The following is a 12550-nucleotide window of genomic DNA, read 5'->3' on the forward strand; positions in this document are numbered from 1 at the left end:
CCGCCGGACGACCGGATCGCGATCCCGCCGCTCCGGTGAACCGACATTCGTCATCCTCGGTGCAAGCCGGAGTTCCGCAATGCAGATGGTGCCTCGATTCACCCGCCGAGCGCTCCGGGTGGGATCCGCCGTGGCGGCGGCCCTTGCGCCGGTCTGCGCATCTGCCGCGTCGGTGGAACTGCGCGCGGTGATGCACTCGGCGATCCGTGTCCTGGACCCGATCATCACGACGGCGCACATCACGCGCGACCACGGCTTCATGATCTACGATACGCTGCTCGGCATGGACGAGCATTACCGTCCGCAGCCGCAGATGGCGTCGTGGCAGATCTCCGAGGACGGCCTCGTCTATCGCTTCCTGCTCCGTGACGGCCTCAAATGGCACGACGGTCAGCCGGTGACGGCCGCCGACTGCATCGTCTCGCTCCGGCGCTGGGGCGCGCGCGACCTCGGCGGCCAGATGCTGATGGCGAGCGTCGCCGACCTCGAGGCGGACGGCGACAAGGTCATCGTCCTCAAGCTCAAGAAGCCGTTCACGTCCGTCCTCGAACTCCTCGCCAAGCCTTCGTCGGTGCCCGCGTTCATGATGCCAACGCGCATCGCCCGGACGCCGGCGACGGAAGCGATCAAGGAGCACATCGGGTCGGGCCCCTTCCGCTTCGTCGCCGACGAGTTCCAGCCCGGCGTCCGGGCGGTGTACGCGAAGTTCGCCGACTACATCCCGCGCGGCGAGCCTGCGAGCTGGACTGCCGGCGGCAAGGTGGTGAACGTCGACCGCGTCGTCTGGGTGGCCATGCCCGATACGCAGACGGCGGCCAATGCGCTGATGGCTGGCGAGATCGATTTCCTGGAGCAGGCGCCCATCGATCTCCTCCCGGTGCTCCGAGCCAGCCCCGACCTCAAGGTCGACGTGCTCAACAAGCTCGGCTTCCAGACCATGGGCCGGCTGAACTTCCTGTATCCTCCCTTCGACAAGCCCGAGATCCGGCGGGCGGCCCTGGTGGCCCTCAGTCAGAGAGACACGCTCGCGGCCGTGTCGGGCGACGCGGACTACTTCTCCGTGTGCAGATCCTTCTACGGTTGCGGCACGCCCCTCGCCTCGGAGCCGGCCTCCTCGGAGGTCGCGTCCGGCGCCGCGAAGGCGGCGCGCGCGATGCTCGAGAAGGCGGGCTACGACGGGACGCCCGTCGTCATCCTCCAGCCCACCGACGTGCCGACCGTCGCGGCCCAACCCGTCGTCGCGGCGCAGTCGCTTCGCGCAGCCGGCTTCAAGGTCGTGCTCCAGCCGATGGACTGGCAGTCGGTCGTCACGCGCAGGGCGAACCAGTCGCCCCCCTCGGGCGGCGGCTGGAACATGTTCTTCACCAACTGGGTCATCCCGGAGGTCTGGAACCCCCTCGTCAACCCGATGATCGGGGGTGGGGGGCGCGAGCGGGGCTGGTTCGGCTGGCCAACCGACCCTCAGGTGGAGGCCATGCGGGACGCGTTCGCGATGGCCGGCTCCCCGGAGGAGCGGAAGGCGATCGCGACACGCCTACAGACCCACGGCCTGGAGAGCGTCATCTACATCCCGCTGGGCGAGTTCCGCATCCCGAGCGCGTGGTCCGCTTCCGTGAAGCAGGTGCTGCCCTCGCCGGTTCCGGTCTTCTGGAATCTGACAAAAGGGAAGTGAGCGTCGCGGGCGCTCCCGAAAGGTCCTCCCCCATGATCGCCGTCATCCTGCGCCGCGTGCTCGCCGCGATCCCGGTCCTCGTCGTCGTCGCCGTGTTCGTCTTCGCGCTCCTGCGCCTCGCCGGCGGCGACCCGGCCGCGGTGATCGCCGGCGACATGGCCACGCCCGAGCAGCTCGCGGCGATCCGCGCCAAGCTGGGGCTCGACCAATCCCTGCCGACGCAGTTCGTCTCATGGGCGCGCGAGATCCTGGCCGGCGATTTCGGGACGTCCCTGATCTCGGGCACGCCGGTCACGAGGCTGATCGGGCAGCGTCTGGAGCCCACCCTGTCGCTTGCCCTCGTGGCGATCACGATCACCGTGCTCGTCGCTGTACCGCTGGGCGTCGTCGCCGCATGGCGGCACGGCGGCCTGCTCGACCGCGTCGTGTCCGCCGCCACCGTCCTCGGCTTCTCCGTCCCGGTCTTCGTGGTCGGCTACATCCTGATCGAGCTCTTCGCCAAGCAGTTGCAACTGCTGCCGGTGCAAGGCTTTCGGCCCCTCTCCGCGGGGCTCGACACGTTCCTCCGCTACATCATCCTGCCGGCCCTGACCCTCTCCTCCATCTACGTCGCGCTCATCGCCCGCATGACGCGTGCTTCGATGCTGGACGTACTCGGCGAGGACTTCGTGCGCACGGCGCACGCGAAGGGGTTGCCCGAGCGGCTCGTGCTGTTCCGCCACGCGCTGCGCAACGCCGCGGTGCCCATCCTGACGGTGATCGGCACCGGCTTCGCCCTGATGATCACCGGCGTCGTCATCACGGAGAGCGTCTTCAACATCCCGGGGCTCGGGCGCCTGACCGTCGATGCGATCCTGGCGCGGGACTATCCCGTGATCCAGGCGCTGATCCTGCTCACGAGCGCCGTCTACGTCCTCATCAACCTCCTCATCGATCTGTCCTACGCCGCACTGGACGCAAGGATCCGCCACGGATGAGCCCCTCCGTCTCCGCCCCCGCCCTCGCCCTCGCGCGCCTGACGGCGGCCGGCGGCCGCGCCATCCCGCTCGTCGCGGGCTTGGTCCTCGCCGCCGTGCTCCTCGCCGCGATCCTCGCGCCCTGGCTCGCACCCCACGACCCCGTCGCCATGATGCCGACGAACCGCCTGAAGCCCCCGGGCGGGGCATTCCCGCTCGGCACCGACGCCTACGGCCGCGACCTGCTCTCGCGCATCCTCTACGGCGCGCGGACCTCGCTCCTCATCGGCCTGGGCAGCGCCGCCGCGGCGCTGGCGCTCGGCCTGCCCCTCGGCCTCCTCGCCGGCTCCTTCCGCTGGCTCGAGGCGGCACTGATGCGCGTCATGGACGGCCTGATGGCGGTTCCCGGCATCCTCCTCGCCATCGCCGTGGTGGCGCTGGCGGGCTCGTCCATCGGGACGGTCCTCGTCGCGATCACCATCCCGGAGGTCCCGCGCGTCGTCCGCCTCGTCCGCTCCGTGGTGCTCACCGCGCGCGGCGCGCACTACGTCGAGGCCGCCGCCACCCTGGGCTCGTCCCCCCTGGCGATCATGTGGCGGCACCTGATGCCCAGCACCGTCGCGCCGCTGATCATCCAGGGCACATACATCGCTGCCTCTGCGATCCTGACGGAGGCGACGCTCTCCTTCCTCGGCGCCGGCATCGGCACGGAGACACCGTCCTGGGGCAACATCATGTCGGAGGGGCGCCTCTACTTCCTGATCAAGCCGGCGCTGATCTTCTGGCCGGGACTGATCCTGTCGCTGTGCATCCTCTCGATCAACATCCTGGGAGACGAGCTTCGCGATCTCCTCGATCCGCACCAGAAGACGAGGAAGGCCTGAGGCCATGACCGCACGCCGTGAACCGGTCCTCGCCATCCGCGATCTCGTCGTCGAGACGCGGGACGCGCCCGCCAAGCGCCTCCTCGACGGCGTCACCCTCGACGCGGCGGCCGGCGAGACCGTCTGCCTCGTCGGAGAGAGCGGTTCGGGCAAGTCCATCACGTCGCTGGCGACGATGGGTCTTCTGCCGGCCCGTACCCTGCGCCTCGCCTCCGGGTCCATCCGTCTCTCGGGCGAGGAGTTGACCGGCGCCACGCGGACGCGGCTGCGGGCCCTGCGGGCCACGGGAATGGCGATGGTCTTCCAGGAGCCGATGACGGCCCTGAACCCCGTCCTGACCGTGGGGCGCCAGATCGAGGAGGTTCTGGAGTGCCACGTGCAACTGTCCGCGGCGGCCCGGCGGCGGCGCGTCCTCGAGATGATCGAGCGCGTGCATCTGCCGGACGTGGAGCGCGTCTACCGGTCTCACCCCCATGAGCTGTCGGGCGGCCAGCGGCAGCGCATCATGATCGCGATGGCGCTCGTCCTCGAACCGCAATTGCTGATCGCCGACGAGCCGACGACCGCCCTCGACGTCACCACCCAGCGCCAGATCCTGCACTTGGTGCGGGAACTCCAGAACAAGCAGGGCACGGCCGTGCTCTTCATCACGCACGACATGGGCGTCGTCGCGGACATCGCGGACCGGGTCGTCGTGATGCGCCAGGGCGCCGTGGTCGAGACCGCTCCGGTCGACCAGATCCTCTCGGCGCCGAAGGCGGTCTATACCCGCGGTCTCCTGCGTGCCGTCCCCGCGCTGGCGCCGCGACCGCCTCGGCCCGAGGCGAGCCGCGAGATCGTCCTCGAGACGATCGAGCTGACGAAGCGCTATCGGCGTCCCGCCCTGTTCGGGCCGGGACACGAGACCGTGGCCGCCGAAGACGTGGGCTTCGCGCTGAAGCACGGGCGCACGCTCGGCATCGTCGGAGAGAGCGGCTCGGGCAAATCGACCGTGGCGCGCTGCGTGATGCGCCTCATCGCGCCGAGTTCCGGCGGTGTCCGCGTGCGCGGGAACGACATTGCGGATCTCGGGCGCGCCGCCCTGCACCAGCATCGCCGCCATATCCAGATGATCTTCCAGGACCCGAACCGCTCGCTCAATCCGCGCATGACCGTGGGCGAGAGCATCGTCGAGGGACCGATGAACTACGGAATATCGCGTGCGGCCGCGATGCGCCGCGCGCGAGAACTCCTCGATCTCGTCGGCCTGCCGGCCGATGCCGTGACGCGCTACCCGCACGCGTTCTCCGGCGGCCAGCGGCAGCGCATCGCCATCGCGAGGGCGCTCGCCATGGAGCCGAAGCTCGTCGTCGCGGACGAGGCCGTGTCCGCGCTCGACGTCTCGGTCCAGGCCCAGGTCCTGGGATTGCTGGCGGACCTGCAGGCCGAACTCGGTCTCGCCATCCTCTTCATCACCCACGACCTGCGCGTCGCCGCACAGGTCTGCGACGACATTCTGGTGATGCGCAAGGGACGCGTCGTCGAGCATGGCCCGACCGCCCGCGTCCTGAATGCGCCGCGTGACCCCTACACCCGCACCCTTCTGGAGGAGGCACCGGGCCGGCACTGGGACTTTCCGAATTTTCGGCCGATCCCGAGCGCCCCCGTCGAGGCGGCGTGAGGAGACGCGGGCTTGGCGAGCCGGACGCCTGACTGCACGCTTGCGGGGCCAATATCGATGTCCAATGCTGTAGACGGCGCGAGGCCCGCGTCACCCTATGCCGCGCCCGGTCAGCTGCGTGCTCCGCCCGGGGTCGAGCCGCCCGACGCGATCACGCGGCAGGACGCCGTCGCGCTGGCCGAGGCCATCGCGTCAGGGATGCTGTCGTCCCGCGAGGTGGTCACGGCCTTCCTCGATAGGATCGAGCGCCTGAACCCGACCTACAACGCCATCGTCTCGCTCCGGCCACGGGCGGACATCCTGGCGGACGCGGACGCGGCGGATGCGCGGACCCGGGCGGGCGCGTCGCTCGGCCTCCTGCACGGTCTGCCGATCGCCATCAAGGATCTCATGCCGACGGCGGGGCTGCGTACCACGTTCGGCTCCCCCCTCTTCGCCGACTCCGTGCCGGCCGAGGACGGGCTCGCGGCCGCCCGCATCCGTCGCGCGGGGGCGATCATCGTCGGCAAGACGAACACGCCGGAGTTCGGGCTCGGCTCCCACACCGTCAATCCGGTGTTCGGGGCGACGGCCAACGCCTACGATCCGGCCCTTTCGGCGGGGGGATCCAGCGGCGGCGCGGCCGTGGCGCTGGCCCTCAGGATGCTGCCCGTTGCGGATGGCAGCGACATGGGCGGCTCGCTGCGCAATCCGGCCGGCTGGAACAACGTTCTTGGCCTGCGCCCGACGATAGGCAGGGTCCCATCGGTCGCCGCCGGTGACGTCTTCACGGCGCCGCTCGCGACCGACGGTCCGATGGCGCGCACGGCCCGCGATCTTGCCCGCCTTCTCGACGTGATGAGCGGTCCCGACGATCGAGCGCCCCTCTCGCTCCCGGCACCGGCGCGCCCGTTCGAGGACATCGCGCCAGCCGCACCCGGTCTCCGCATCGGCTGGCTCGGCGATCTGGACGGCCACCTGCCGATGGAGGCGGGCGTGGCCGAGGCCAGCATGGCCGGCCTCGCGCGTCTCGAGAAGGCCGGTTACCGCGTCGAGCCAGCGCAAGCCGCATTCGACCTCGATAGCTTGTGGCGCGCCTTCGTTGTTCTGCGACAGAATACGATCGCCACGCAGCATCGCGATCTTCTCAACCGTGCCGACGCGGGGGCGATGAAGCCCGAAATGCGCTGGGAGATCGAGGGAGGCCTCGCTCTATCCGCCCAAGCCATCCGCGAGGCCCTCGTAACCCGTTCCGCTTGGTACGCCGAGGTCTCGCGTCTCCTCCGGTCCGTCTCCTTCCTCGCGCTCCCCACGGCGTGCGTCTGGCCCTTCCCGATCACCGAGACTTGGCCGCGCACGATCGCCGGACGGGCGATGGACAGCTACCATCGCTGGATGGAGGTCGTCGTCGGAGGCACCCTCGCCGGGCTGCCGGTTCTGGCTCTACCCTGCGGCTTCACCCGAGCATGCTCCTCCGGCCTCCAGTTGCTCGCCCCACCACGTTCGGAGGATGCCCTGCTATCGGTAGCGCAAGCTTACGAGATGACCTGACGTACGCTTCGGTCGGATGCTGAGCAGCAATGCGGTTTAAACTATATGCTTCCCTCCATCTGACATTTGCATATTGAATGTGCTCGGCCAATCAATCACGGCAAGATCTGAACTGTGCGATCCGGGCCCGCATTGGCTCCATTCCATTGGCGCCCCTGCGAGTTTGAAAGTACAGCTCTGAAGCTGCGGGTCTCCCATCCATCTGATCACCGTCTGCTTTCTGATAGCCAGATGCGAGCTATGGACGGCCGGGGTGGGCGCGCTGCTGCCGAACAGCTTTTGAAGCCCCTCAGCACTGAAGCCGAGGGGCCAAACGCTCAAATCTCAGTCCCTTCAGCCAGAGTCAGAGCATCTTCGACGTCGACGCCAAGGTACCTGACCGTGCTTTCGATTTTGGTGTGGCCGAGCAGGATCTGAACGGCACGCAGGTTGCCGGTCCGCTTGTAGATCAACGACGCCTTCGTGCGGCGGAGGGAATGGGTTCCGTAGTCCTCACTGCGCAGTCCGATGCCCGGGACCCACTCATCGACCAGACGCGCATACTGCCGGGTGCTGATGTGCGTGACGCCGTCCAGCCTGCTGGGGAAAGCATAGTCGTCGAGTGTTCCGCCCCTGGCCTCCAGCCATTCGAGGATGCTGGTACGAGCCGGTTCGAGCAACTCGAACTGCACTGACCGGCCAGTCTTGCGCTGGATGACGATGGCCCGGTTCCGGACCCGGCCACCGCTGACGAGGTCGCCAATCTTGAGCTTGACGATGTCGCAGCCGCGTAGCTTGCTGTCGATCGCGACATCGAACATCGCGCGGTCGCGCGTGCGCCGTTCGCGGGCGAGCCAGAACCGAATGGCCCAGACCTGCTGAGGTTTGAGTGCGCGCTTGGCGCCGAGCTTGCGGCCGGCGTTCCAGGCCGGCCGTCCTTTGGTGGCCGGATCGTGTGCGGAATGTCCCATCGTCTGTCTCCTTGCCGGCCCATACCGACAAGGCGAGGAGACACCCGAATCGATCGCTCTGAGATGGGGGCAAGCTTATGCGGACGTTCCGATGGCGACCCTTCCAGGCCGCTCCGCGACGTTGCCACAATACCCGAAAGCGGACACAAACATTGGGTGCCACGGCGCGGTGCAGCGCGAGAACGGCGGACGACAGGTTGAGATGGCAGCAAGACCCCTTACCGTGCGATCGATCCTGCGGCACCGATCGATCTGCTGGCTGATCTCGCTTCTCGTCCCGGCGCTGATCGTCGTTCTCCTTTCCCACGGTGCCATGAGTTGGCCTCCCGTCGCGTTCGCCATCATGGGACCCGGCGCCATCCTCGGCCTCGGGGTCGTCATGGTCATCGGCGTGCTCGGTTTGTCCTCGCGGCTTGGGGACATGTCGGGTTTGGAAGGACCGACCATTTACATGCTCATCAGCGTCCTGATGGGCATCGTGTTCTGGTGGGCGCTGATGTTGATCGTTCTGCTGCGCCGCCGCCGCAAGCTGCTCTCCGGCGGGGTGGCCGTGCCCTGACGTGTGCGACAGCTGTCGACCGAGGCTGTGTCAAAACTCGAATGCTATCGGCCGCTGCAGAAAAATGTTCTCTCGAAGGACAGGGGCACCGGCCAAAGAGGCTTCTTGTTGCCATCAACCGGTCGCTTTGGAGATCCCTCCCGGCTGCTGCGGAGACGTTTATTCTACGACTTCGCAACACCTCCGAGTTTTGACACAGCCTCGCCCCAACCCGGTCATCTGTGGTCCGACAAGCATCGCTCAGGAGCGGACATGCCGAGGCATATCAGGGAGGCGAGCAGTCGATAGGACTATCGGTATGGCGGGCGCTCACGAAGGAGGATCGGTTCAAGAGCGAACCTTCCTCCTCAAGAAGGACGGCTTTCGGATACGTAATGTATCCCTGCATCATCAAGGCTTCGGAACGGCACTGAGATGTCTGGCATGCTGGCGAGTGGTCCGGATGGATCAGGCCGAGGGTATGTAGCAGCTCATGACCCATTCCTCCGATCCATCGACAGCGCCCCGCAATCTCAGCGCCGTTTGCCCTATCACAAGCTGGCACAATCTTTTCGCCGCTGAGGCCACGGAGATCGTTTGCTGAAACCACTGCGACGCCATTGCCGCCGGCGCCGGACTGTCCGTAGGCGTGATCGGCATCTACGTAGACCATGAAGCGTGCCTGTGGATCGTTCAACTTGGCAGCACCTAGTCGCGTAAGTTCGTCTATCGTGTTGCGGTAGAAAGCACTGAAACCACTGTATCGCTCGACCGAGCTGAACCACTTCGCGGGCTTGTCAGAATGAACAACCCGGACAACGGGATAGCGCAATCGAAATGTATTGCCGCCCAATTTTTGTCCGAGCCACGACTGGAAGTGTTTTGCTGCAAATGTAATTTTGGCAGGATATGTATCTGAGACCGAACGATCGCTCGGTACGAGGTAGATAACTACAACGTCGTTGGACGAACCGCTGTTCGCTTCTGCGGCTGCCGCAACTGTTGCACAGCAGACCATAAACGACATCAAAACGATTGCAGTGGCAGTGCGGTTCAGCGGCATGCCCGGTATGATGGCATGTCGTTCTTTAGGAGCGGTGTCTATGAAGCCTAAACGGCGCGCCTTCGTCCGTTTTGCGCCGGGTCGGGCACGATAGTGGACCGTCCGAAATTCACCCATTGCGGGCCTGCCATGTCCATGGCTGAATGCCGCGCATGGAAAGCGAACAGGACGAAACGATCTACCAAGAGGTGGTTGGCGGCGCAGATCTTCTGCGTTGGTTCGGTCGTGTGCCAAGCTTTCACGACGCTGAGATCTTGAGCCTCGATCTTCGACGCAAAAGGCAAAGCAGGCTACGCCTTCATGGCTGGATAACAACGGACAAAGTCGGCGAGGACGGTTTTCTCGTGCTCGAACGAGAGGCCATCGTGTCGCTTGTCTTCCACGAGATCATGGACCTGCAACTCGATGGCTTCAGCCAACAGAACGTCATCGGCGGCCTGATCCTGCGCAGAGCGCCCGACCGTCCAGACCGGCGGTGCTACCTTGCGCTCGATCCTCTGCCACAGGATATCGAGATCGAGCTTCAGCCCTGCTACGGTTTGGATGGTCTGACCCGTGCGCGCTCCGTCTCGATCTCCCTGCAGCCGGGAGCACCCAATGCCAAAGATGTCTGATGTTCCATTTTCAAGCTGTGCTGACATTCTAATAAAGACCCATGCCAGCCGCACGGACAGCCGTCTGCGCTCCTCATATGCCGGCATTTGTCGAATGTCCGGCAAATTCGGCTCTCAAAGGAGGGCAGACCTCAGTTTGCAGAAACCGAAATCCGATGGGGCGATACCTCAAACGGGCTGACGCGGATGTGCGCGCCGTCGTCCTTGAAGACCTCCAACTCGTGCAGCCGCCCGCCAACAACGTGAAGCAGGAGGTTGACTGCCGGGCCAGACAGCTCATCGCCATCCCGGTAACGGCCTTCTACCGGGACTCGCCCGGCAACCGCCGCGGGCGCGCCCTCAACCCGGAACCTCAGGCTGCCCTCCTCGTCGATCCGACGCACCAGGGCGGTCCGAGCTTGTTCGGCGAGCCCGTCCCTGCCGGGAAAGTCGGCGGCCAACAGGCGGTCGAGCACGGCCCGCTCGCGCGGCGCCGGTACGCGCCAACCAACGGCGGCACTCCAAGGTACGGCCACCGACGCCGCGGCCGCGAGATCGCTCTCGCGCAGCCATGCGATCACGGCATGCGCCTCTCGCTCGGCGGCTGCGGCCGTGTCGAACAAACCGGACCAGCCCAAACCAGCTCCGTCCCACCGCAACCATGGGCCATTCTCATCGTCGTCGTGGCGAAGGATGCCCTTCCCATAGGCGTATTGGCCGCCGGGGGTCTTGAAGACCCAGACGCAACGCAGGCCGTCCGGGCTCGACCACTGCTCAACGAGATTGCCCGCCCCATGCAGGTGCGCATCGCGCAGGCCGAGGAGCGCGCGGGCCGCTCGCGTCCGGTTGGCAGGCGGCAGCGACATATGCATCGCCTCTATCTCGATCCGCATGAGGTGCGCGATGAGCGCGTCCTCGAACAGTGCCGTGTCTCGCACCAAGATGACGACGTCAGGAACGTAGGCATCGTACTCGTCCGCTGGTCCATCCGTCCCTAGGCCGATTGGGTCCCAAACCCAGCGCAGCACGTGGGCTACGTGCGACGCTAGTTCCCCGTTGTCGCCTGCATCAGGCATCGCACCCTCTCGGCATTCCGACCATCTGCCATGCGGCGCATTCGGTCATCGACACCGAGAGCCCGCAAGGGGTCGAGAGTGGGCATGGCGCTGAAGTCTGCTTTCCTGAAGAGTTTCGGTCGCCGTGAGGCGTACGAAAGTCGTGGATGAACGAACCCGCGGGATGGCGGGCGGGCCTATGGGGATTTGGGCCGGGCGTCGCCCCCAGTGGCGGAGCGACGGCGGGCAAACCTCGCCGGTTGTGTGGCTGAGAGGTCTCGGACTGGCGGGCCCCCAGGGCCTGGCGATGCGCACCGGGGTTCGACGACCGCGTTTGTGAGGCTCATCCTGGCGGTCGGCCCGTGCGAAGGCGTGCCCCGGAGCGCAGCTCTGCGGGTCTTTGGTGACGTCAGGCCATGCCGGGTCATGGCGTCCACGCCCGGTTCGGTGGGGAGCGGAACGGCGGTCCACGGGGCCGATGCCACCTCGCAAAGGCTCCGACGATCGTCATGGGACCGCCGCAGCAGGGGCAAGGCGGCCGGGCTTGGCCGGGGCCGTCTGGCGGATCGGGTGCGTCGGCGGTGGGCCGAGGCGGGGCCGGGACGCCGAGGATGGTGCGGATGTGCGCTAGAACCGCCTTCCGGTTCGAGCCTGTGAGGAAGCCGTAGTGCCGGATGCGGTGGAAGCCGCGCGGCAGGACGTGAAGCAGGAAGCGCCGGATGAACTCCGCGGCCGACAGGGTCATGACCCGTGCCCGTCCGGCTTCGTCGCGCCGGTAGTCCTTGACGCGGAAGCTGACGCTCGCCCCATCGAAGGCGAGGAGGCGTCGGCTGGAGATGGCGACGCGGTGGGTGTAGCGCGCCAGATAGGCGAGGACGGCCTTCGGTCCGGCAAAGGGCGGCTTGGCGTAGACCACCCAGCGCTTCCGGCGCACCGGGGCGAGCGCACGGGCGAAGGCCCTGGGATCCGAGAGTGGGGCCAGGGGGCCGAAGAAGGCGAGCGCCCCGGCCGCGTGGAGGGCGGCGAGCCCTTCGAGGAACAGGCGGCGGAACAGCAGGCCCAGCACCCGCACCGGCAGGAGGAAGCCGGGGCGCGCGGCGATCCAGCGGGTCCCGTCCGGGGAGAGGCCGCCGCCGGGGACGATCATGTGGACATGGGGATGGTGGGTCATGGCCGAACCCCAGGTGTGGAGCACGGCGGTGAGGCCGATGCGGGCCCCGAGGTGCTTCGGGTCGGCGGCGATCCGCATCATGGTGGTGCTCGCCGCCCGGAACAGCAGGTCGTAGACGGCGGCCTTGTTCTGGAAGGCGATGGCGGCGATCTCGGCCGGCAGGGTGAAGACGACGTGGAAGTAGCCGACCGGCAGGAGGTCGGCCTCGCGCGCGGCGAGCCAGTCGCGGGCGGCCGCGCCCTGGCACCGGGGGCAATGCCGGTTGCGACAGGAGTTGTAGGCGACGCGCAGGTGGCCGCACGCGTCGCAGCCCTCGACGTGGCCGCCGAGGCTGGCGGTGCGGCAGCGCTCGATCGCCGCCATCACCTTCAGCGTATCCAGGCTCAGATGCCCGGCCTGCTCGGCGCGATAGGCCGGACCGGCGGCGCGGAAGACGTCGGCCAGCTCGATGGTGGCGGCCGTCGCGGCGGGCATCGTC

The 12550-nt window shown here is 67.2% G+C and carries 11 protein-coding genes; 7 read left to right on the forward strand and 4 right to left on the reverse strand.

Going from position 1 to position 12550, the window contains the following annotated elements; translation table 11 throughout:
• Nucleotides 1–130: 130 nt before the first annotated feature.
• From PGN25_20705 to PGN25_20725, 5 genes are read left to right on the forward strand one after another with little or no spacing between them, the layout of a single operon-like run.
• The gene (locus tag PGN25_20705) at nucleotides 131–1672 is read left to right on the forward strand and encodes an ABC transporter substrate-binding protein (GenBank protein MEH3119932.1); all 1542 of its coding nucleotides are present in this window, start codon (nucleotides 131–133) and stop codon (nucleotides 1670–1672) included.
• Nucleotides 1673–1704: 32 nt separating this feature from the next.
• Nucleotides 1705–2649 (forward strand): ABC transporter permease, encoded by a 945-nt coding sequence (locus PGN25_20710; protein MEH3119933.1) that lies wholly within the window; start codon nucleotides 1705–1707, stop codon nucleotides 2647–2649.
• Complete coding sequence (locus tag PGN25_20715) at nucleotides 2646–3512, forward strand: ABC transporter permease (GenBank protein ID MEH3119934.1); 867 nt, start codon at nucleotides 2646–2648, stop codon at nucleotides 3510–3512. The genes PGN25_20710 and PGN25_20715 overlap by 4 nt, the downstream gene beginning before the upstream one ends.
• Before the next feature lie 4 nt (nucleotides 3513–3516).
• On the forward strand, nucleotides 3517–5172 hold the full coding sequence (locus PGN25_20720) for an ABC transporter ATP-binding protein (protein MEH3119935.1): 1656 nt from the start codon (nucleotides 3517–3519) through the stop codon (nucleotides 5170–5172).
• Nucleotides 5173–5184: 12 nt separating this feature from the next.
• Nucleotides 5185–6702: an amidase gene (locus PGN25_20725; GenBank protein MEH3119936.1), complete on the forward strand. Its 1518-nt coding sequence runs from the start codon at nucleotides 5185–5187 to the stop codon at nucleotides 6700–6702.
• A gap of 317 nt (nucleotides 6703–7019) precedes the next feature.
• Here the strand turns inward: PGN25_20725 and PGN25_20730 are convergent, their stop codons facing one another.
• Entirely contained in the window at nucleotides 7020–7652 is a 633-nt protein-coding gene (locus PGN25_20730; protein MEH3119937.1) for a tyrosine-type recombinase/integrase, read from the reverse strand.
• Nucleotides 7653–7743: 91 nt separating this feature from the next.
• Between PGN25_20730 and PGN25_20735 the strand changes: the two genes are divergently transcribed.
• On the forward strand, nucleotides 7744–8211 hold the full coding sequence (locus tag PGN25_20735) for a hypothetical protein (protein ID MEH3119938.1): 468 nt from the start codon (nucleotides 7744–7746) through the stop codon (nucleotides 8209–8211).
• Between the two features lie 265 nt (nucleotides 8212–8476).
• On the opposite strand, the gene PGN25_20740 is transcribed toward PGN25_20735, so the two are convergent.
• Nucleotides 8477–9253: a hypothetical protein gene (locus PGN25_20740; protein ID MEH3119939.1), complete on the reverse strand. Its 777-nt coding sequence runs from the start codon at nucleotides 9251–9253 to the stop codon at nucleotides 8477–8479.
• Between the two features lie 152 nt (nucleotides 9254–9405).
• Between PGN25_20740 and PGN25_20745 the strand changes: the two genes are divergently transcribed.
• Nucleotides 9406–9867 (forward strand): Imm50 family immunity protein, encoded by a 462-nt coding sequence (locus tag PGN25_20745; GenBank protein ID MEH3119940.1) that lies wholly within the window; start codon nucleotides 9406–9408, stop codon nucleotides 9865–9867.
• A gap of 131 nt (nucleotides 9868–9998) precedes the next feature.
• On the opposite strand, the gene PGN25_20750 is transcribed toward PGN25_20745, so the two are convergent.
• Entirely contained in the window at nucleotides 9999–10874 is an 876-nt protein-coding gene (locus PGN25_20750) for a hypothetical protein (protein ID MEH3119941.1), read from the reverse strand.
• A 451-nt stretch (nucleotides 10875–11325) separates the two neighbouring features.
• Nucleotides 11326–12546 carry an IS91 family transposase gene (locus PGN25_20755; protein ID MEH3119942.1) on the reverse strand — a complete coding sequence of 407 codons (1221 nt, stop codon included), beginning with the start codon at nucleotides 12544–12546 and terminating at the stop codon, nucleotides 11326–11328.
• Nucleotides 12547–12550 lie beyond the last annotated feature (4 nt).

The sequence above is a fragment of the Methylorubrum populi genome (assembly GCA_036946625.1).
GTDB classification, from domain to species: domain Bacteria; phylum Pseudomonadota; class Alphaproteobacteria; order Rhizobiales; family Beijerinckiaceae; genus Methylobacterium; species Methylobacterium populi_C.